The sequence below is a fragment of the Myxococcus xanthus genome (assembly GCF_013116825.1).
Taxonomy (GTDB): Bacteria; Myxococcota; Myxococcia; order Myxococcales; family Myxococcaceae; genus Myxococcus; species Myxococcus xanthus_B.
Genome location: NZ_JABFNS010000154.1, coordinates 1 through 19,740, shown reverse-complemented (window position 1 = coordinate 19,740; position 19,740 = coordinate 1). Strand labels below are relative to the sequence as shown.

At 70.5% G+C, this 19,740-nt stretch carries 18 protein-coding genes; 7 read left to right on the top strand and 11 right to left on the bottom strand.

The window, feature by feature from the left end:
* Positions 1–174, bottom strand: a 174-nt coding sequence (locus HNV26_RS38735; RefSeq protein WP_194866437.1) for a WbqC family protein, incomplete at its 3' end; no start/stop codon positions are given.
* 186 nt (positions 175–360) lie between these two features.
* Here HNV26_RS38735 and HNV26_RS32090 point away from each other — a divergent pair.
* The gene (locus tag HNV26_RS32090; protein WP_216612921.1) at positions 361–2,433 is read left to right on the top strand and encodes an ATP-binding protein; all 2,073 of its coding nucleotides are present in this window, start codon (positions 361–363) and stop codon (positions 2,431–2,433) included.
* Positions 2,434–2,435: 2 nt separating this feature from the next.
* On the opposite strand, the gene HNV26_RS32085 is transcribed toward HNV26_RS32090, so the two are convergent.
* Positions 2,436–3,218 (bottom strand): phytanoyl-CoA dioxygenase family protein, encoded by a 783-nt coding sequence (locus HNV26_RS32085; RefSeq protein WP_171444838.1) that lies wholly within the window; start codon positions 3,216–3,218, stop codon positions 2,436–2,438.
* A gap of 86 nt (positions 3,219–3,304) precedes the next feature.
* On the opposite strand from HNV26_RS32085, the gene HNV26_RS32080 reads away from it, so the two are divergent.
* The 4 genes from HNV26_RS32080 to HNV26_RS32065 all read left to right on the top strand — a co-directional run bounded on the left by HNV26_RS32080 (position 3,305) and on the right by HNV26_RS32065 (position 7,803).
* A complete protein-coding gene (locus HNV26_RS32080; RefSeq protein WP_171444839.1) occupies positions 3,305–4,273 on the top strand; it encodes an alpha/beta fold hydrolase in 969 nt (322 codons plus the stop codon).
* 131 nt (positions 4,274–4,404) lie between these two features.
* Entirely contained in the window at positions 4,405–6,138 is a 1,734-nt protein-coding gene (locus HNV26_RS32075) for a lamin tail domain-containing protein (RefSeq protein ID WP_171444840.1), read from the top strand.
* Positions 6,139–6,219: 81 nt separating this feature from the next.
* Positions 6,220–7,002, top strand: a complete 783-nt coding sequence (locus HNV26_RS32070; RefSeq protein WP_171444841.1) for an exodeoxyribonuclease III — start codon at positions 6,220–6,222, stop codon at positions 7,000–7,002.
* Between the two features lie 18 nt (positions 7,003–7,020).
* Positions 7,021–7,803 (top strand): lysophospholipid acyltransferase family protein, encoded by a 783-nt coding sequence (locus tag HNV26_RS32065; RefSeq protein WP_171444842.1) that lies wholly within the window; start codon positions 7,021–7,023, stop codon positions 7,801–7,803.
* A gap of 1 nt (position 7,804) precedes the next feature.
* On the opposite strand, the gene HNV26_RS32060 is transcribed toward HNV26_RS32065, so the two are convergent.
* Complete coding sequence (locus HNV26_RS32060; RefSeq protein WP_171444843.1) at positions 7,805–8,329, bottom strand: hypothetical protein; 525 nt, start codon at positions 8,327–8,329, stop codon at positions 7,805–7,807.
* A gap of 203 nt (positions 8,330–8,532) precedes the next feature.
* On the opposite strand from HNV26_RS32060, the gene HNV26_RS32055 reads away from it, so the two are divergent.
* On the top strand, positions 8,533–9,534 hold the full coding sequence (locus tag HNV26_RS32055; RefSeq protein WP_253817254.1) for a hypothetical protein: 1,002 nt from the start codon (positions 8,533–8,535) through the stop codon (positions 9,532–9,534).
* Positions 9,535–9,546: 12 nt separating this feature from the next.
* Here the strand turns inward: HNV26_RS32055 and HNV26_RS32050 are convergent, their stop codons facing one another.
* On the bottom strand, positions 9,547–10,008 hold the full coding sequence (locus HNV26_RS32050; RefSeq protein WP_171444844.1) for a universal stress protein: 462 nt from the start codon (positions 10,006–10,008) through the stop codon (positions 9,547–9,549).
* Positions 10,009–10,163: 155 nt separating this feature from the next.
* Here HNV26_RS32050 and HNV26_RS32045 point away from each other — a divergent pair, with 155 nt between their 5' ends.
* The gene (locus HNV26_RS32045) at positions 10,164–11,024 is read left to right on the top strand and encodes an SDR family NAD(P)-dependent oxidoreductase (protein ID WP_171444845.1); all 861 of its coding nucleotides are present in this window, start codon (positions 10,164–10,166) and stop codon (positions 11,022–11,024) included.
* Positions 11,025–11,042: 18 nt separating this feature from the next.
* Here the strand turns inward: HNV26_RS32045 and HNV26_RS32040 are convergent, their stop codons facing one another.
* The 7 genes from HNV26_RS32040 to truD form a co-directional block, all read right to left on the bottom strand.
* Positions 11,043–11,837 carry a trypsin-like serine peptidase gene (locus HNV26_RS32040; RefSeq protein ID WP_171444846.1) on the bottom strand — a complete coding sequence of 265 codons (795 nt, stop codon included), beginning with the start codon at positions 11,835–11,837 and terminating at the stop codon, positions 11,043–11,045.
* A 348-nt stretch (positions 11,838–12,185) separates the two neighbouring features.
* Entirely contained in the window at positions 12,186–13,703 is a 1,518-nt protein-coding gene (locus HNV26_RS32035) for an FAD-dependent oxidoreductase (RefSeq protein WP_171444847.1), read from the bottom strand.
* Entirely contained in the window at positions 13,700–15,046 is a 1,347-nt protein-coding gene (locus HNV26_RS32030) for a 2Fe-2S iron-sulfur cluster-binding protein (RefSeq protein WP_171444848.1), read from the bottom strand. The genes HNV26_RS32035 and HNV26_RS32030 overlap by 4 nt, the downstream gene beginning before the upstream one ends.
* Positions 15,047–15,278: 232 nt before the next feature.
* A complete protein-coding gene (locus HNV26_RS32025; protein WP_171444849.1) occupies positions 15,279–16,724 on the bottom strand; it encodes a DUF8173 domain-containing protein in 1,446 nt (481 codons plus the stop codon).
* Between the two features lie 7 nt (positions 16,725–16,731).
* A complete protein-coding gene (locus HNV26_RS32020) occupies positions 16,732–17,235 on the bottom strand; it encodes a hypothetical protein (RefSeq protein ID WP_171452937.1) in 504 nt (167 codons plus the stop codon).
* On the bottom strand, positions 17,232–17,801 hold the full coding sequence (locus HNV26_RS32015; protein ID WP_225889004.1) for an RNA polymerase sigma factor: 570 nt from the start codon (positions 17,799–17,801) through the stop codon (positions 17,232–17,234). Before HNV26_RS32015 ends, HNV26_RS32020 begins: the two co-directional genes overlap by 4 nt.
* A gap of 111 nt (positions 17,802–17,912) precedes the next feature.
* Complete coding sequence (gene truD, locus HNV26_RS32010) at positions 17,913–19,547, bottom strand: tRNA pseudouridine(13) synthase TruD (protein ID WP_171445574.1); 1,635 nt, start codon at positions 19,545–19,547, stop codon at positions 17,913–17,915.
* Between the last annotated feature and the right edge of the window lie 193 nt (positions 19,548–19,740).

Here is a 19,740-nt window from a genome sequence, read left to right as displayed (position 1 = left end):
CTGGGGGACGTTGTGGGGCAGGGCCACCCGCGTGCGCCGCTGCCAGCCGCGCCGCAGCCACTGCACGTTGTCCAGCACGACGAAGGTCCCCGCGCGGGCCAACTGCTCGTGGAAGTCCACCCACGGCAGGTAGTGCGGCTGCTCGGCGACCACGACTCCAGGGATGCCCGGCACGCGCGGAGGATAGCGTCCTGGCGCCACCCGGTGGCCACCCGTTTGCCCTCCGGCCAGTCTGTTTCCACTGGACATGGGGTGCGCTTGACCCCCGCCAGACAGGTCGCCTCTGGCTGGAAATGCCGTGCTACAGAATCATAGTATTTTTCACCCCGTGTGTTTGGGGCCACGGAGCAGGGCGACTGGATGAAGTTCCTGTGTCTCACCTCTGATGACCGGCACCCCGTGGCGGAGGAGCTGCGGCGCCAGGGCCAGGCCGTGTTCAGCACCGCCGACGTGGTGGAAGCCGGCGCGGCGCTGGGGCACGGGCCCGTGGACGTGCTGGTGGTGGACGCGGCGGACCTGGTGGAGGACGCGCGTTGGCTGGACGCGCTGCGGACGCGGGCCCGTCCCGAGGAGCCGTTGGTGCTGGGGTTGGCGCGGGACGGCACGGACGCGGCGCTCGAGCCGCTGCTGGCCGCGGGCGTGGACGAGTTCCTGGTGGAGCCCTTCACCCCGGTGCAGGTGCGCGCACGGCGGCTGTTGCTGGAGCGGCGGGTGGCGGCGCGGCGCCAGCGGCGGACGTCCGAGGCGGAGGCGCGGGGCGAGGTGGCGCGGCTGGCCTCCATCATCCAGATGCAGTCGGACGTGGCGATGGCGGGCTACGGGCTCGACGAGCTGATGCGGCTGCTGTGCGAGCGCTCGCGGCTGCTGTGCGGTGCGGACGGCGCGGCGGTGGCGCTGCTGGGGGCGGACACCGACGAGGAGGTGAACTACCTGGTGGCCAGCGGCAGCTTGACGCCCTTCATCGGCTTCCGGCTGAAGGTGGAGGGCAGCCTCACGGGCGCCAGCCTGCTGCGGGGCGAGGTGATGCGCACGGATGACTCGGAGGCGGACGTCCGGGTCAACGTGACGGCGCTGCGTCAGGTGGGCGCGCGGTCGATGATCTGCGTGCCGCTGTGGCGCGAGGGTCGCCCGGTGGGCGTGCTCAACGTCACCAGCCGGCGGCCGAACACGTTCGAGGACCGGGACGTGCGCACGCTGGAGCTGATGGCGGGGCTGCTCGGCGCGGCCATGGGCAACGCGGCCGAGGCCCAGGCGCGTCAGGAATTGATGGTGCAGAACACGCTGGCGATGGGCGCGCTGGAGGAGTCGCAGGAGCTGTTCGCGTCCTTCATGGACAACATCCCCGCGGTGGCCTTCATGAAGGACGAGCGGGGCCGCCGCATCTGGGTGAACGCGCGCTACAGCCGCTTCTTCGGCTACCCGGTGGGCGCGGACATGTCCAACGTGTCCGACGTGGAGTTGATGCCCGCGGCCTCCGCCGAGCAGTCGCGCCGGGATGACGACGCGGTGCTGACCTCCGGTAAGCAGAGCATCACCGAGATGATGGTTCCCGCGCGCGACGGCACCGAGCGCCACTGGCTCACCTACCGCTTCATCGTGCGGGAGCGCTCGGGGCGGCGGCTGCTGGCGGGCGTGGCGGTGGACGTCACCGACCGCAAGGCCATGCAGGCGCAGCTCGTGGTGTCGGACCGGCTGGCGGCGGTGGGGACGCTGGCGGCGGGCGTGGCGCACGAAATCAACAACCCGCTGGCCTTCGTCCTCTCCAACCTGTCGTTCCTCGCGGGCGAACTGCACGCCCTGGCGCCGGAGTTGCCGTCGGGCCGCATGGCGGAGCTGGAGGAGGTGCTGCGCGAGGCCACCGACGGCGCGCACCGCGTGCGGCAGATCGTCCGGGACTTGAGGACCTTCTCCCGGGGCGACGACGAGGTGGCCACCGCCGTCAACGTGCAGGCGGTGCTCGAGTCAGCCATCACCCTGGCGCGCAGCGAGCTGAAGCTGCGCGCGCAGCTGGTCCGCGACTACTGCGAGGTGCCGCTGGTGGAGGGCAACGAGGGCCGCTTCGGGCAGGTGTTCCTCAACCTGCTCATCAACGCCGCGCAGGCCATTCCGATGGGCCAGTCGGAGCAGCACGAGGTCCGGCTGAGCCTGCGGAGCACCGGGGACCGCGTCATCATCGAGGTGCGCGACACGGGCGTGGGCATGCCGCCGGAGGTGCGCGCCCGCATCTTCGACCCCTTCTTCACCACCAAGCCGGTGGGCGAGGGCACGGGGCTGGGCCTGTCCATCTGCCACGGCATCGTCACCGGCTTCGGTGGAGACATCTCCGTGGAGAGCGAGGAGGGCCGGGGCAGCACCTTCCGCGTCTCCCTGCCGGTGGCGCGCCGCGCGAAGGAGCCGGTGGAGCCCCCGCTGCGCATGCCCCTGGTGGGCTGAGGTCAGCGGCGGAACATGGGTGGGAAGACGCGGGGGGCCTTCTTCTTGCGCAGGCAGCGCACGACCGCGTCCATGTAGCAGGCGGAGAAGGCGCGGCGGCGCAGGCCAGGGCGCCCGCGTCCGGAGCGGTGCCAGAGGTGGTTGTGGACCAGGATGGCCTCGCCAGCGCGCGCCGGCAGGGGCAGGACGCGGGATTCAGCGTCGGCCGCCGCCACCGCTTCCGGAGGAATCACCCCGCCCAGGGGCGTCACCAGGCCGCCGCGGTGGCTGCCCGGGACGACTTCCAGACAGCCGCCGTCCTCGGGGGCGTCATCCAGCGCGGTCCAGATCTGCAGCTCCGGTTCGTGGGTGAGCCCCCACAGCCGGCCGCCATCCTGGTGCCAGGGCAGGTTGCTGCCGCCGGCCTGCCCCTTGTGGAAGAGGATGGCGCGGTAGAGGACGATGTCGCGGGGGATGAGCGCCCGGGCGATGCGTTCGAACAGCGGGTTCTCCATCCACGCCAGGAAGCGCGGGTCCTTCTCCAGCTTCTCCAGCTTGCGGTAGTCCAGGGAGGGGCCCTGCCAGCCCAGTCCCAGGGGGGCGTCCTCGTAGCGGCCGGTGGTGGCGTCCGGCTGGAAGAAGAGGCCCGGGTGGACGACCCGGCCCAGCATCAGGTCGTCGGCTCGCTCGCGGAGCGCGTCCAGGCCCTCGTCACCCAGCACCCGGCCCAGCTTCGCGTAGCCGTGCTCGGCGTAGTGGGCCAGGGCAGGGCGGATATCGAACCGTTCCACGTCGACGCAAAGCATGGCGCCCCCTCATACCTCGGGACGCACCCGTCAGGGCAGGTTGATGCTTGCGCCCCCGGCCCGGGCGCCGCATCGTGGGAGGTGGCATGCCCTACCGTCGCACCACGCGCTTTGTGACTGCCCCGGATGGTACCCGGGTCGCCTGGCATACCCACTTCGGCAACCTCCGGGAGTCCACCGCCGACTCAGAGCTGGTGGCCCGCCCCACGGTGCTGCTGACGAACGGGATTGGCTCCTCGGAGAACTTCTGGCGCTACCTGGTGGCAAACCTGGAGCAGGACCACCGGGTGGTGCACTGGAATTACCGGGGCCACGGCAGCAGTGATGAATCCCTGGGGGACGGGTACCAGATTCGCGTGCACGTGGACGACCTGGAGCGCATCACCGAGGCGGTGATGGCCCGGGGGGATGGGCGGCCGCCGCACCATGTGGCGTTCTCCATGGGCGTGCGCGTCCTGCTGGAGCTGTACCGGCGGCGGCCGGACCTGATTCCGTCCATGACGCTCATCGCCGGGGCGCCGGGGGCATTCGGCTCGGGGGGTGACTCGGCCAGGGCCCACGCGTTCCTGTCCGCCACCCGGGGCATGCTCAGGCTGGCCACGCCCACGCTGCCGCTGGCGGCGCCCGTGGCGCACGCGGTGATGGCCAGCCGCTTCGCCTATCCCCTGGCGCGGATGGTGGGGGCGCTCCGGGCCCGGGCGCCTCGGGCGGACATCGACGAGTTCATGCTCGCCCTGCGCCGGATGAGCCCCAGGGCCTACTGGTACACCCTCCGGGGCATGGTGGAGGGCCATGCCTGGGACGTGGCCAGGACGGTACAAGTGCCCACGCTCATCGTCGCCGCCAGCAACGATTTGCTCGTTCCGCTGGGGGAGATGGAACGAATGCGTGACGCAATGCCGCACGCCCATTGGATGCGGGTGGATGACGCGGGGCACGCCGGCCTGCTGGAGGCCGGGTCGGAGATCGCCGAGGCCGTCCGTGTCTTCCTCGTGGACCACGGCTTGGAGCCACCCCATGAGGTCGGGGAGCACGCTCCGGTGCCTCCGTCCTGAGAGGGGAGACCGGGGGGCTCATGGCCCGGGCCCGAGTCCAGTGAAATCGGAAACTGCCGCCCGGATTGCGTAGTGGGTGACAGATATGGGATGCAGGGGGCTCTTCAAGTTTCAACGGAGACTCTTTACCCATGCCCTGGTCCTTCCGGCAGATGCTGGCGCCGCTGTCCGCACTGCTCCTTTTCATGTCCGCATGTGGCGACGATCCTGAAGTCAGGCCCGTCTGCGGCAATGGCATCGTCGAGGCTGGCGAGACGTGCGACGACGGCAACCGAAACAACAACGACAACTGTGACAACAGCTGCCGTCGCCCCACGCCGGATGCGGGCACCGAGGAGGATGCCGGCACCGGTGAGGACGACGCTGGCACCACCGAGGACGCTGGCACCGGTGAGGACGCTGGCACCGGTGAGGACGACGCTGGCACCACCGAGGACGCTGGCACCGGTGAGGACGACGCTGGCACCACCGAGGACGCTGGCACCGGTGAGGACGACGCTGGCACCACCGAGGATGGTGGTTCGGGCGAGCCGGACGCGGGTTCGGATGAGGACGGTGGTTCGGGTGAGCCGGACGCCGGCACTGACGCGGGCACGGGCGAGGACGACGCCGGCACCGACGCGGGCACGGACGTTGATGCCGGTACGGACGCGGGCACGGTCCAGGTCTCGCTGGACAGCTTCGGTCCGACGGGCACCTTCGCTCGCACCGGCACCACGGGGGCGACGTTCCCCGAGGCGCTGACGGTGCGTCTGCGTGAGGACGCTCCGGCGGAGGTCTGGGTCGAGGTTGCTTCGTCCAGCGCCGTGCTGAACGTGCAGGGTGGTCTGGTGCGCATCGCCCCGGGTGAGCGCTCCGCCACGGTGCAGGTGACGGCGAACCTGGCGGCGGATCCGGAGACGGACAAGGCGACGCTGACGGCCAGGCTGGGCAACGACACTCGCACGGCCACGGTCCGGGTGCTGGCGGCGGATCAGGCCGCTGAGCTGGCCACGCTGTCGCCCGAGGTCATCTCGGTGAGCGCTGGCCAGACGCAGGGCTTCACGGTGGAGCTGGACGTTCCCCCGGCGCAGGACACGGTCATCCAGCTCGCGCTGGAGCCCGCGTCGCTGGGCACGGTGCCGGCCACGGTGACGGTGACGGCCAACAGCCTGTCCGCCAAGTTCGACTTCACCGCGGGCAGCACGGGCGGCGAGGGTCAGCTGGTGGCCGCGCTGAACGGTCAGTCGATCGCGGCGGCGGTGCAGGTGACCGCGGGCAGCAGCACGGGCCACGTCGTCATCAGCGAGTTCGCGCCCGCGGGCCCCGGTGGTTCCGGCGACGAGTTCATCGAGCTCTACAACCCGACGTCGAGCGCGGTGGACATCTCTGGCTGGAAGCTCCAGTACAAGTCCGCCGCGGGCACCACCGGCTACAACGCCAGCTACACGCTGCCCGCCGGCTCGGTCATCGCGCCGCGGAGCTACTTCCTGGCGGTGTCGTCGGGCTACGCGAGCGCGTCGGGCAACACCGTGACGGGTAACGCGAACTGGGGTGGCACCATCGCGATGGGCGGCTCCGCGGGCCATGTGCGCCTGGGCTACCCGGAGATGGCGCTGACCGACGCCATCACCTCGCCGCTGGTGGTGGACACGGTGGGCTACGGCAGCAACGCCAACCAGCCGGAGGGCACGCGCATCGCCACCGTGCCGCCCGTCGCGGGCAGCTACGAGCGCAAGGCCTCGGCCACCTCGACGGTGGAGTCCATGACCACCGGCGCGGACGCGCTGCTGGGCAACGGCCATGACTCGAACGACAACTCGGCGGACTTCATCCTCCGTCCGACGCGTCAGCCGCAGAACGCGTCGAGCGCGGTGGAGCCGTAGCAGGTCTCCTGTTCGCCCCTACCGCCCGTGTGTGCGGTAGGGGCTGGTAATGCCGCACGGGGCGGGCCATAAGCCTTCCCCGTGCGAGTCGTTTCGTGGAACGTGAACGGACTTCGCTCGGTGCACCGCAAGGGCTTCCTGCCCTGGCTCGCGGGGTGCCGGGCGCAAGTCGTTGGTCTGCAGGAGGTCCGCGCGCGCGCCGACCAGCTTCCCGACGAGGTGCGCTCACCGTCCCGGTGGAAGACGCACTTCGTGGCGGCGGAGCGGCCGGGCTACAGCGGCGTCGGACTGTACAGCCGCCTGGAGCCCGATGAGGTCGTGACGGTGCTCGGCGTGGGGGAGCTGGACGTCGAAGGGCGCCTGCAGATTGCCCGCTTCGGCAAGCTCACCGTGGTGAACGGCTACTTTCCCAACGGCAACGGGAAGGACCGGGACCTGAGCCGCATTCCCTACAAGCTGACCTTCTACCAGCGCCTCTTCGAGCGGCTGGAGAAGCCCCTGCGCGATGGTGGCCGGGTGCTGGTGATGGGGGACTTCAACACAGCGCATCAAGACATCGACCTGGCGCGGCCCAAGGAGAACCGGGAGACGAGCGGCTTCCGGCCCGAGGAGCGCGAGGAGTTCGACCGGTGGATTCGTGCCGGCTGGGTGGACACCTTCCGCCACTTCAACAAGGGTGGGGGGAACTATTCGTGGTGGAGTCAGCGGGCCGGCGTTCGGGAGAAGAATATCGGCTGGAGAATCGACTATGTCCTGGCCTCGCCGGCGGCCATGGCCTACGTGCGCAAGGCTGGCATCCACCCGGACGTGCTCGGCTCGGACCACTGTCCGGTGAGCGTGGACCTGGACCCCGCGGTTCGCTGACGCTTGTTCGAGGCTCTCATGAACGCACTGCTCTCCATCTGGACGTGGATCGAGATTGGCCTGGTGGCGCTGGTTGGCTTCTGTGTGCAGCTGTCGCTGGCCATCCTGACCTGGGCCTTCGACCGCAAGCGCCACGTGACGGGGCGCTGCTTCCGGCTCATCGGCGTCACCGCGGCGAAGCTGACGCCGTTCTGGCGCTTTGGCGTGCACGGTGCGGTGCCGGACAAGGTCGCGCCGAACACGGTGGTCGTGAGCAACCACGAGTCCAACGCGGACCCGTTCCTCATCTCGCACCTGCCGTGGGAGATGAAGTGGCTGGGCAAGGCCAGCCTCTTCAAGATTCCCGTCGTGGGATGGAGCATGTGGATGGCGGGGGACGTCCCCGTGCACCGCGGCGACCGCGACTCGGCGACGGGCGCCATGGCGAAGTGCCGCCAGTGGCTGGCCAAGGGCATGCCGGTGATGATCTTCCCGGAGGGGACGCGCTCGAAGACGGATGACCTGCTGCCCTTCAAGGACGGCGCGTTCCGGCTGGCCATCGAGGCGCAGGCGGACGTGCTGCCCCTTGCGGTGAGCGGGACGCGGCGGGCGCTGCCGAAGCACTCCTGGCGCTTCGCCACCGCGCGTGGGTTGGTGACGGTGGGCACGCCCATCTCCACCAAGGGGATGACGCTGGCGGATGTGGAGACGCTGAAGAACCTGGCCCGCGAACAGATCCTGTCGTTGCGGGCTTCGCTGATGCCGCTGACGCGCACCGGCACCGAGCCGGCCGTGCCGCCGGGGCCGGCCAGCGCCGCGTGACTCAGACGTCCTTGTCGCTCTCGTCGACGATGTGGCAGCCGGTCTCCTCGTCGAGCACGTCTTCAATGAAGCCGCGCACGATGTCCCGGCCGCCAATCTCGAAGGACAGGCTGACCTGATCGCCCTTCACCGCCTCGTCCTGATCCACCTTCAGCTTTCCTCCCAGGGCGATGGCGTCCCCGTCGACAGCGGCGCCCTTGTGGACGCGGACCTCTCCGCCCAGGGACACCGCGCTGCCCGTCACCCGGGCTCCGGATTCGACGATGACGCGGCCCCGGATGGCGACGACGTCCTCCACCACCGCGCCCTTGCGGATGATGACGTTGCCCTCCACGGCGACGCCGTCCTTCACCTTCTCACCGGCCTCGATGATCAGGTCCGTGCCCTGGACGGCGCGGCTCCCGTCCTTCGACTGCGTGGCGCACACCACCTTCCACTTCTGGGGCGGCTTCGCGTCGTCCTCGGCGAAGGCAGGGGTGGCGAGGGCGAGCCCGAGGGCCAAGGTGGCAATGGGGGACGAGCGCATGCGAGGCTCCTGTGAAAGCCGTGACGCCGCTGGATACGCGCCTGCACGGAGTCGATTGCGTGCCCACACCGTCACCACCCCGGCGTGCGGCTTGCACAACGCTGTCTCCACCCCCCACCCGGGAACACGCCCTGTCCGCCACGCCTCTTCGAAACGATGACGTCCGTGACCTGAGCATCTGGGGATATGCCCTGGGTTACTTCGTGGCCTATGCCCCCTACAGCGCGCTGACGAAGGCGCTGTCCGGAGGCGTCTTGCCCGGCATGCGGGAGGGCATCTCCGGCTTCACGCTCCTGCCGGTGAGCACCGCGGCCTCGCTGGTGGGGATGTTCGCCTTCCTCACGTGGATGCGCTGGTGGCGTTACGCGGGGCACCGCCAGGTGTGGGGCTTCCAGGTGCCGGCGCCAGGGCGGTGGACGCTGCTGTCGGGGCTCTGCTCGGCGGCCATCATCGGCACCACGACGCTGGCGTACACCCTGCCGGGGGCGTCCATCGTCTTCATGATGCTGTTGATGCGCGGCGGCGTGCTCGTCCTGGCGCCGCTGGTGGACGTCCTCAGCGGACGGCGGGTGCGCTGGCCCTCATGGGTGGCCCTGGGCTTGAGCTTCACGGCGGTGGCGGTGGCCGCGGGCTCGTCGGTCAGCCCCACGCTGACGCTCCTGGCCACGGTGGACGTGGGCGTGTACCTGGCGGCCTATTTCTTCCGGCTGCGCGCGATGAGCCAGTTGGCCAAGTCCGGCGAGCGTGAGGTCTCCATCCGCTACTTCGTGGAGGAGCAGATGGTGGCCACGCCCGTGCTGGTGGGCACCCTGGCGGTGCTGGCCCTCATCGGCGGTGATGGCGTGCTCGGTGACATCCGCGAGGGCTTCACCGGGGCCCTGTCGCGAGGCCACCTGACCTCCGAGCTCGCCGTGGGACTGCTGTCGCAGGCCACCGGCATCTTCGGCGGCCTCATCCTCCTGGACGGGCGGGAGAATGCCTTCTGCGTGCCGGTGAATCGCGCGTCCAGCGTGCTCGCCGGAGTGGTCGCGACCGTGGCGATGTCCGTCATCCTGGGCCAGCCGGGCGCGGGGGCCTTGGAGTTGGTGGGCGCCGCGCTCGTCGTCGCCGCCATGGCGGTGCTGGCCGTGCCGTCGGTGCTTGCCTCGCGGCGGAAGGCGGGGGCGCCGGCCGCCCCCCCGGTGGCTCCCGCCCCGGGGCCGTGAGGCGCGCCCGCGCTACTTCCGCTCGGACAGGTGGATGGTGAGCACCGGGCAGGGCGCCCGGGCGACGATCTTCTGCGCCACGCTCCCCAGGAGCAGGCGGGGAAGGCCGCGCCGCCCGTGGGTGCCCATGACGATGAGGTCGCATTTGTCCTGCTCGGCGAGGTCCAGGATGGTGGACGCCGCCTCACCCACGACGATCTTCTGGCTCACCGGCACGCCCGGGGGCTCCCCCTGGTTCATCTGGGCCGTCAGCTCCTTCGTCGCTGCCTCCACGGCGACGTGCTCCAGTGATTGGGAGTCCCACCCCGGCGCGGCCACCAGCAGGTCGGGCGCCACGTATTGGGGGGGCTCCCAGGCATGGACCACCTCGACCGATGCCTTGAAAGGCCGAGCGAGCCTCACCGCGTAGTCGATGATCTCCCGGGAGCCGTCCGAGAGGTCCACGGGAACGAGGATTCGGGAAACAGTCGCCATGTCTTCTTTTCTGGTCATGGCGCTCCCCAGATGGAAGAGCCGTGCCAGCGCCGCGCAGGCTGTCTGCTGTCCAGGCGTGCAAACCCTGCGGGGGGAGCGGCAGACCGCGCAAGGTATGCGCACGATGGGCACCTCAACGAACGGAGGATTTGGTCATGCGTCCTCTCCCCATCGACCAAGGAACCGTGCTCATCATCGGCGCGGCCCGGGGGATTGGCCGGGAGCTTGCCCGGCTGCTTGCGCGTCGCGTTCGGACCCTGGTGCTCGTGGACCATCAGGCCGAGGTCCTGGAGCCCCTGCGCGAGGAACTCCTGCTGAACTACCCGACGCTGGGCGTGCTCGTCGAATCCTGCGACGTGTGCGATCCCCAGCAGGTGGACGCGCTGCTCGCTGCGCTGGAGTCGCAGTTCGTCCGCGTGGACGTGTTGGTGAACAACGCCGCGGAGGGCGACCAGGCGCTCTATGCCCAGGAGGGCTGGGGGCGTGTGGAGGCCATGTTGCGCGCCAACGTCTGGGTGCCCGCGCTGCTGACGCACCGGCTGCTCAAGCCGATGTTGGAGCGTGGACGGGGCGGCATCCTCAACATCGGCTCCGGCGCGGCGCAGCTCATCCTGCCGGGCTCGGCCACCTTCTCCGCCACCCAGCGCTTCCTGGACGGCTTCACGGAGGCGCTGCGCCTGGAGGTGGAGGGGCAGGGCGTCACGGTGACGCGCGTGGCTCCGGGGCCGCTGTGGGAAGCGGGGGTGGAGGGCGCGGAGTCGCTGGCGCCTTTCTTCCATCTGTCGCTGGAGCGCTGCGCCCGCGAGGCGCTCGCTGGCTTCGAGCGCGGCGCGGCCCTGGTGTACCCGGGCCTGGGGCACCGGTGGGTGATGCGGCTGCTGCCACTGCTGCCTCGCGGGCTCAAGCGGAGCCTGGGGCGGATGGCGCTGCGGGGCCTGCGGCGGGAGGAGTTGCTGCTCCCTCCACGGCAGGCCCCCCAGACGCTGCCGCTGGCGGGCGAGCCATCACCCGCGTGACGCGGAGGTGCCTCGTCTTTAGAGGCCAATCTCGGCCAGGCGCGCCTTCACGCGCGTGGCCTTCACGCCGGTGTTGGCCGTGCCGCGGCCCTGCGAGTTGCCGCCCAGGCCGATGTGGTGCAGGCCCACCACCTGGTGCGAAGACGAGGACAGCACGGGCGAGCCGGACGAGCCGCCCAGCGTGTCCGCGTCATAGGACAGGTCCGTGGTGCTGTAGTTGGCGTTGCGCACGACGCCCGGCGAGGACTTCTTCGTCGGCGTGCAGCCGCTCGTCGTGTAGTAGTCGCAGTTCTGGTGGACCACGTAGATGCTGGCGTTGGTGGCGGCGTTGGTGCTGGCCACCGTCAGCCAGCCGTACACGTCACCCGGGAGCTGGCCATTGGTGGCCGCGCAGCGCAGCGCCGTCATGTCGTCGCTGGCCCAGGTGCGGATCATCGTGCCGCAGTTGTACCAGACGCGAGCGGTGGAGCTGACGCCGTCCTCATAGTTGAAGGACACGCGCGCACCGGAGGCCTCGGCGCTGCTGCCGATGCAGTGGTTGTTGGTGATGACCACATCCCGCGACACCAGCCACGCCGTGCAGCGCGAGCCCACCGCCGGAATGGACAGGTAGCCCACCGCGCGCGAGCGCGTGCGCTGCGTGCCGGACAGCGTCGTGGCGCTCACCCAGTTCACCGAGCCCACGATGACGTTGGACTCCTGAGACTGCAGCGGCTCCTGACCGTCCGCGTTGGGAACGTCGGGAGGTGCTTCGGTGCCGCAGGCAGACAGGGCTCCCACCAGGAACAGCGCACGAACGCTCTTCGGGAACATCGGAACACCTCCTCGCGCTGGATTGCGCGGCGAGGCGCCAAGGCACGCGCCGTGCCATGTCTCCACTCCGAGCGTCTCTCCTCGGAGCGGACACCGCGCCTGCACACGCGACTGGTGCGTCCCTGTCCAGGTAACCCAGTTGTTGATGTAAAGGCGCTTCACAGTCCCGCTGGGGGTTGCCAGTGGTTTTCATGATTTGCGAGACTGTCTTGAGCTGATGCGTTCCGGGTCAATTCGCTCCCCGGCCGTTGTCTCCGGCCAGGACAGGCTCCGGAAAAATACAAGGGCCGCGTCCAGACCCGGTGGAGGCGGGGTCCAGGCGCGGCCCGGGAACGGCGTGGCCGGGGCTCAGCCGATGACCATGTCCTCGCGCTCCAGCGTTCCGGTGCCGAACTCACGCGAATGGCCCGCCGCGTCAGAGTAGCGCCGGAGGTTGAAGCGGGTGAAGAGCTCGTCGGACTCGCCGGTGGCCATCCACTTCGCCATCCGCTCCGCGACGGCGGGGGCCATCATGAAGCCGTGGCCCACGAAGCCGGACATCTGGAGCAGGTTGTCCAGGCCCGGGGTGCGCCCCAGAATCGGGTTGTTGTCCGGCGTCACGTCGTAGCAGCCGGCCCACTGGCGCAGCACCTTGACGTGGCCCACCTCGGGCAGCTGCTCCATGAGCGCCTGCGCGAAGCGCGACACGAAGCGCAGGGTGCTGCCCATGTTGAGGCCCGCGGGCTCCTTGGCGTCGCCCATGCCGCCCACGATTTCGCCGCGCATGGACTGGCTGAAGTACAGCCCGCTGTCGAGCACGGACACCAGCGGCCCCAGGAAGGGCTTCAGCGGCTCGGTGCTGAGGATTTCATGGCGGTGCGGCTCGTTGGGCAGCTTCACGTCCACCAGCTTCGCCACCTGCGGGCTCCAGGCGCCGGCGGCCAGCACCACGGTGTCGCAGGCGATGTCCCCGCGCGTCGTCTTCACCTTGCGCACCTGGCCGCCGCTGGTCTCGAAGCCGGTGACGTCCGTGTACGTCTCCACGCGGACGCCGCGCTTCTGGCAGCCCTGCGCGTAGCCCCACAGGAAGGGCCAGGGGAAGATGACGCCGTCCTCGGGATTGTAGGACGCGATGAGGCAGTCCTTCATCGTGAGCCCGGGGACGATGTCGCGCGCCTCGTCGGGGGTGATGAGCCGGGTGGGGACGCCGAAGCGGTTGTGCAGCGAGACGTTGCGCTCCAGCCGCTGGGCCACCGGCGCCGTCTTCGCCAGGAAGATGTAGCCCCCCTGGCGCAGCCAGACGTTGATGCCCAGCTCGCGCGCGAAGCCCTTCATCAGCTCGATGGAGCGCTTGGCCAGCTCCACCAGCGAGGGCGTGCCCCACTGCATGCGCACGCCGCCGCCGTTGCGGCCGGACGCGCCCGCGCACAGGTAGCCGCGCTCCAGCACCACCACGTCCGTCTCACCGGCGCGCGCCAGGTTGTACGCCAGCGCCAGGCCCATGATGCCGCCGCCGATGATGACCACCTTCGCCTTCGCGGGCACCGGGCCCTCCGGGCGCAGCGCGGCGGGGAAGGCGTCCACTTCCTGCGGCAGCCCGCCCACGGGCGGCTGGGACTCGTCCACGGGCGCGGAGGCCATCATCCGCAGCTCGGTGGGGTAGAGCGGCGGGCGCGGCGTGAAGGGCACCACGGCCGCGGGCTTGAGCGCCTTCTCCTTCTCCAGCAGCGCGGCCACCGCCGCCGAGCAGCTCTTGCCCTGGCAGATGCCGGTGCCGAAGCCGGTGTAGCGCTTCACCGACTCCACGTCGCAGAAGCCCCGGGACACCGCGTGACGGATGTCGTCGACGGTGACGTCCTCACAGGAGCAGATCATCGCCTTGCTCATGACAGCCCTCCCACCAGCGCCTGTGCCGCGCGCCGTCCGGCCGCCGCCGCGTCCTTCGCGGTGCCTCCGCCCGTGACGTCACCCGCGGCGTACACGTCCGGCGCCTGGGTGCGCCCGTCCGCGTCCGTCTCCACCACGAAGAGCCCGCGCTTCTCGTCGAACGGCACCTTCGCGCCGCCCTGCCGCGCCAGCTCGAAGCTGGGGCTGACGGGGACGGACACCAGCACCGCGTCACACGACACCTTCTCGCGTCCGCCGCCCTCGCGCGTGTAGCTGAAGGCGCTCACGCCGCGCAGGCCATGGGCCTTGGGCTCGCTGCCTCGCACCGCCGTGGCATGGGCGCCCGCCGGCGGCGTGTCCCGCAGGTCCACCACCGCCACCACCTTCGTGCCGCGCTCCTGGAGCAGGTTCGCCAGCGCGTGCAGCTCCGCGCCCCAGCCCACCAGGGCCGCGGTCTCCGGCGCCACGTCGTAGCGGCGCAGCAGCAGGCTGGCCGCGCGGCCCGCGTAGACGCCGGGCAAGTCATTGTTCTCGAAGGGGAGCGTGGGCGGATGGCCGCCGGGCGTGAGCAGGAAGCGCTCCGAGTACACCTTCACCAGGCGCGGCGCGTCCGCCTCCCAGGTGCCCACCGCGAGGAAGCGCCCCGCCTCGTCGTCATACAGGCCCAGCGCGGTGGCCCGCGTGAGCACGCTGCTGGGGGAGATGCGGTGGATGTCGTCCAGGCTGGGGCCGCCGGCTTCCGGCGCGCCGTTCGCGAGCCGGCCACCGAGCGCGTCGTCCCGCTCGATGAGGAGGAAGCCCACGTCCCGTTCGGTGAGCACGCGCGCCGCCGCCAGTCCCGCCGCGCCGCCGCCCACCACCGCCACGCGGGTGCGCACCGTGCGCGCGGGCGCCGTCACGGGCGCGGGCGTCTTGGGCAGCAGGCCCAGCCCCGCGAGCTGCCGCGCCACCTTGGCCATCACCTGCTCGGCCACCGGGACACCGGCGAACATCTCGTGGTGGTCCATGCCCTTGGGGAAGAACCAGTCGATGCTCTCGAAGATGTCCACCTTCGCGGAGGGGTAGGCGTTCTGCCGCTCCAGCTTCATGCCGTCCCGCGCGGGCGTGCGGCACGCGTAGACATTGGGCACGCCGTCCACCCGCATCAGGCAATGCGAGCAGGCCCCGGCGAAGCAGTAGGGGCCTCGCGGCCGGTGGTACTTGATGGAGCGGGCGAGCATGGGCTCACCCGCGGCAATCAGCGAGCACGCCACCGGCTCACCTTCGATGGCGGGGAGGCTCTCTCCCTCGAGGTCCACGGTGATGGCCCGGCCGCGCGGCGGTACGTCGGGAAGGCGTCGCATAGGGTGTGCCAAAATGGCCCACGCGGACCGGGCGGTCAAAGCCTCTGACGGCATGACGCGCCATGCCCAACACGTCTGGCTGATAGGCGCGGTGATGGCGCGCCCGAGCCTGGCTAAGACGCACACCGTAAAGCGAGAGGGGACCGTCCTGGGCCGTGTGGCGCCCGGGACAGTCCCCCTGAAGACTTACGTCAGTGTATGACGCGCCGGGCAAAGCACCCGGCAATCCCTGTCAGACCGGCTGCTCGCTCGAAGGGATGACGGGCTCGGGCATGCCCTGCGGCCGCTGCCCGAAGCGGGTGCGGACCACCGCGCCCAGGGCCATCAGGCCGACCAGCGCGGTGATGAGGGGGCCGACGATGGGGAGCGAGCCCACCACCATCAGCACCAGCAGCCCCAGGGCCAGCACCACCGCCTGCGTCTTCCGGCCGCGGAAGATGGGCAACCGCGTGCCCAGCTCGCTCGCCACCGCGGCGTAGCCGAGCGCCGCCGTCACGGGGGCCGCCATCCACAGCACCAGCGCCACCGGGATGCCGATGATGGTGATGCACAGCACCACCGTGAGGGGAATCATCGCCAGCAGTCCCACGAAGCCGGTGAGCCCCGACTGCACCGGCTTGCGGCGCACTTCCTCGCCCAGCTGCTTCATGCGCGCGGGGAAGAACATCTGTCCCAGGAAGCCGAGCCCGAAGAGCACCGCGAAGGTGAGGATGAAGCCCGCCAGGCCCGCGCCGTCATCGTCGTGGTCCCTCTGGCTCTCGGAGGGGGCCTTGGCTTCCTTCACGCCCTTCTTGATTTCACTGGCCACCATGCGGCCAATGCCCGCGCCGCCGAAGGACTCGATGCTGCCTTCCACCTGGGCGTCGTCGTCGCGCTCCACCGAGCCGCCAAAGGCAGACACGTCTCCCTCCACGTGGGCGTCCGGCCCCAGGATGACGTTGCCGCCGAAGGCATGCGCGTCCCCGTCCACGCGGCCGTGGACCTCCAGGTTGCCGCCGAAGGCGACCGCGTCATCCTTCACGTGACCGTGGACCACCAGGTTGCCGCCGTACACCACGGCGCTCTCCACCGTCTGGCCGTCCTTCACCTCCAGGTTCTGCCCGCGCGCCACCACGTTGCGGCTGCCGTTGCGACGCATGTTGCGCCGCACCTCGTCGCGGGCCCGCTTCATCTCGTCCCGGGCGCGCTTCATCTCGTTCCGCGTCTCCTCGGAGAACGCGTTCGGGAGGTCGGGAATCGGAGGGATGGGAGGAATCGCCATCTCCGGGGGATCGCTGGCCTCGGGCGGCGCGGCCGATGCGGCGTCGGCGTTGGCTTCGGACTCACCTGATTCGGCGGCGTCCTTCTCCTGCGCGGTCATGGGCCGCAGCGTGAAGATGGTGCCGTCCTGGTCCAGGCGCAGTGAGTACGCCCGGGCCACGGTGCGCAGGGCCTGGTTCGCCGTGACGCCGCGCAGGTGGACCTCGGCGGGCGAGTCCAGGTCGCCGGTGACGACCAGGTTGAGGCCCCCCTTGTCGGCGATCGTCTTGAGGGCGTCGCGCAGGGTGCCGCGGAAGCTGATGTCGATGGTGCTCGCGGCGGGCGCCGTCACGCCGGCCTGGGGCGCCGTGTCCTGGGCAAGCGCCAGGGGGGCGCCGAGCAGCAGAGCGGGGAAGAGGATTCGAGGGAGGAGCTTCATGGTTCGCTCACGCTTCGGAAGGAGTGGGCCCGGTGCCGACAAGCCGCTTGAGACCGTACAGAGACGTCAGCAGGAGGAAGGCGAGAGAGCAGGCCACCGTCAGGCCTGCGGTGGACCACAGCGCGTGGGCGCCGCTGAGGACGCCTTCGACGAAGGGGCGCCCCTGAACCAGGACGGAGGCCAGCCCGGTTCCCAGCTGGCCGAGCGCCTGGTCGCTCATCACCAGGTAGCCCAGCCCGCCCAGCATGGACGTCAGCAGGATGGCCAGCCCGGACCAGACCTCGCGGCGCCGGGGCACGGGTTCGGCGGACACGCGCGCCATGACGCTGGCCACCAGGGTGGGCGGGGGGAGGGGATCCGCCAGCCGGTACAGGTCCTGCTCCATCAGCCGGTGCTCTTCCAGGACGGCGGCGCAGGCGGCGCACTCGGCGGCGTGGTCCAGCGCGGGGCCTTCACCGGCTTCCAGCTCCGTGAAGAGGACTTCGAGGTCCGGGCACAGGTGGGGATTCATCGTGGAGCCTCCTCGGCCGTCATCTTCTTGCGCAGCTTCTCACGGGCCCGGAAGAGCCGGGCCATGATGGTGCCAGGCGCACAGCCCATGATCTGGGCGATCTCCTTCGTCGTGCGCTTCTGGACGTAATAGAGGGCGAGCACCTCCCGGTCCTCGACGGACAGGGTGGCCATGGCCTCCTCCAGCGACTGCCGCTCCTCGCGGGCGATGGCGCCTTCCTCCTGCGACGCCTCGCCGCTGGGGAGCACCTCCTTCATGGGCTCCAGCTCCTCCGTGCGCACCTTGGTGCGGCGGCGGAGCAGGTCCAGGCAGAGGTTGCGGGTGATGGCGAGCACCCACAGGTCGAACGGGCGCGCGTCGTCGTAGCGGTGGAGGTTCTGGTAGGCGCGAAGCAGCGCTTCCTGCGCCACCTCCGCGGCCTCGGCCTCGCTCTGGAGCAGGCGCAGTGCCAGGCCGTAGACCGGGCGCTGCACGCTGCGAACCAAGGCCTCGAAAGCGGACGGGTCACCCCGGCGGGCGGCCTGCACGTCCGCTTTCCAGGGAAGCGGAGGGGCTTCGTCAGCCATCAGCATCCCGATGGCATGGGCGAGCGTCCCGGGAGCGTCGTCGAGGGCAAGAGCGTTCACGCCTGGGTCTACGGCGCGCCCGTCCGCCCATTGCATCCGGGAGATACATCTCTATTTCTTCCGTGATTTCGCGGACTTGGCCTTGGTTGAGCGCTTGGCCTCGGTCTCCGCGCGCGCGGCCGAGCGGGCGTCCTTGCGCTGGCGCTGCCGCTCACGGAAGCCCAGCGGCGCGGCGGGCTCCGGGGCCTTGGTGGGCGCGGGGGCCTTGGCGGCCAGGGTGCGGGCGCGGCCCGAGGCGGGCTCCAGGAGCTCCACCTCACGCGGCCCGGTGCGGCGGCGGCCTGGAGCAGCGCCCCGGGCATCGCGGTTGCCGGCGGGCGCGCGCGTGTCCCGGTCTCCGGACGAACGGCGGCGAGGCTCCGTGCCCGGAGCGCCCCGGCTCGAGGCGCGCGCGCCGTCCACGTCCCGGCGGGGCGGGCCCCGGCGGCTGGAGGGCTCGTGCGCGGCGGCGGCGGCTTCGGCCTCCGCCAGCTTCGGCCGCTGCGAGGCGCGGATGGTCTCCGGGCTGTCCTCGGCGTACTCGAAGTGGAACAGCCGCTTGATGACCAGGGTGGCGTAGGCGCCAGGCGGCAGGGTGAAGGCGATGTTGACCTTGATGTCGTCGCGGTTGAGCTCGTCCGCCTGCGTGCGGCCCACGACGAGCTTGTGCGGGAACGACAGCAGGGGTCGCTCCTCGTGCTTGAAGTAGAGCCTGCGCTCGGCGCCGGGGACCTGCAGGTCCGACAGCTGGAGCTTCTCGCGGCCCAGCACCCAGCGCACGGCCTCCTCCACCTTCGGGTCGCTGAACGTCGAGTTGGGCGCGAGCAGGGGGAAGGAGGCGTCGCGCAGCGTGCGGAGCACCTCCGGGCTGGCGTCGCGGTGGAACAGCAGCGTGCCGGCCTGGTACCGCATGGGGAAGAGGTGCTCGCGCGGCAGCATCAGCTGGAGGTAGCGCCGCACCCCCTCATTCCAGAGGAAGCTCTGGTAGGTGAAGATCAGCATCGCGCGGTAGTCCGCGTCGATCTGCATGAAGGCGCGCAGGTAGTCGCCCGGCTGATCGCGCAGGGACTTGAGGACGCGGTGGTATTTGCGCGTGCCCTCGTAGGGGACGCGGGCGTCCCAGCGGCCCCAGTTCTCCTTCCAGAAGGCCTTGATCTTGGCGTCCTCCGTCCGGTCCAGCTCGGACGGCTTGGCCATGTAGTTGTGCAGCGCGGCCTCGAAGTCGCCCCGGATGAGGTCCTTGGCGATGAAGCCCTGGCCGTGCTTCAGCGAGCCGAAGCGCTGGCTGTCGAAGTAGTTGATGACGCCCAGGCGGTTGACCTCGGCGGCGGCCACGTTGAGGGGCCCCAGCGACTCCGGCTGGAGCGCGCGCACCGTGACGGAGAAGCGGTTGGAGGTGATGTTGGCGGCGGACAGCGGCTTGTCCGTGCGGCCCAGGTACTTCAGCCGCAGGTCAGGCTCCTGCATGTCCACGTCGGCGCCGTCCACCGCGATGATCTGCTCGGTCCGGCCCTGCTTGTCCTTGAGGCCGCAGTAGCTGATGGCGCCGGGCTTGAGCCCGAACGCATCCCGCAGCCGGGTCACGGCGTCGAAGGTGGACAGCTTCTGCTTGTCCATCAGGTAGACGCGGTGACGTCCCGAGTCGACTTCGTCGAAACGGTATGACTCCTTGACGGAGAAGTCCTCGGGCTTTTGTTTGATTCGCACGGCGCCCCCTTACCAGCGCGGCGCCCCGGAATGAAGCATCTGCGCCAGAAAGGGGATAACGTGACATCCCATGCGAGTTCTTCCCCTGTTGTTCCTGGCCCTGACTCCGGGGTGTGCCTCCACGCTGTCCACGCAGCAGACGGCCCGGACGCTGGCGCCGGGGCAGGTCCAGGTGACGGGCGGGGTGGGGGCC

Bases quoted from the DNA above. Each gene is read 5' to 3' on its own strand.
- HNV26_RS32085 (WP_171444838.1), bottom strand. From the start codon at position 3,218: ATGCTTTGCGTCGACGTGGAACGGTTCGATATCCGCCCTGCCCTGGCC.
- HNV26_RS32060 (WP_171444843.1), bottom strand. From the start codon at position 8,329: ATGCGCTCGTCCCCCATTGCCACCTTGGCCCTCGGGCTCGCCCTCGCC.
- HNV26_RS32080 (WP_171444839.1), top strand. From the start codon at position 3,305: ATGCCCTACCGTCGCACCACGCGCTTTGTGACTGCCCCGGATGGTACC.
- HNV26_RS32075 (WP_171444840.1), top strand. From the start codon at position 4,405: ATGCCCTGGTCCTTCCGGCAGATGCTGGCGCCGCTGTCCGCACTGCTC.
- HNV26_RS32025 (WP_171444849.1), bottom strand. From the start codon at position 16,724: ATGAAGCTCCTCCCTCGAATCCTCTTCCCCGCTCTGCTGCTCGGCGCC.
- HNV26_RS32030 (WP_171444848.1), bottom strand. From the start codon at position 15,046: ATGCGACGCCTTCCCGACGTACCGCCGCGCGGCCGGGCCATCACCGTG.
- HNV26_RS32050 (WP_171444844.1), bottom strand. From the start codon at position 10,008: ATGGCGACTGTTTCCCGAATCCTCGTTCCCGTGGACCTCTCGGACGGC.
- HNV26_RS32035 (WP_171444847.1), bottom strand. From the start codon at position 13,703: ATGAGCAAGGCGATGATCTGCTCCTGTGAGGACGTCACCGTCGACGAC.
- HNV26_RS32045 (WP_171444845.1), top strand. From the start codon at position 10,164: ATGCGTCCTCTCCCCATCGACCAAGGAACCGTGCTCATCATCGGCGCG.
- HNV26_RS32090 (WP_216612921.1), top strand. From the start codon at position 361: ATGAAGTTCCTGTGTCTCACCTCTGATGACCGGCACCCCGTGGCGGAG.
- HNV26_RS32040 (WP_171444846.1), bottom strand. From the start codon at position 11,837: ATGTTCCCGAAGAGCGTTCGTGCGCTGTTCCTGGTGGGAGCCCTGTCT.
- HNV26_RS32065 (WP_171444842.1), top strand. From the start codon at position 7,021: ATGAACGCACTGCTCTCCATCTGGACGTGGATCGAGATTGGCCTGGTG.
- HNV26_RS32015 (WP_225889004.1), bottom strand. From the start codon at position 17,801: ATGGCTGACGAAGCCCCTCCGCTTCCCTGGAAAGCGGACGTGCAGGCC.
- HNV26_RS32020 (WP_171452937.1), bottom strand. From the start codon at position 17,235: ATGAATCCCCACCTGTGCCCGGACCTCGAAGTCCTCTTCACGGAGCTG.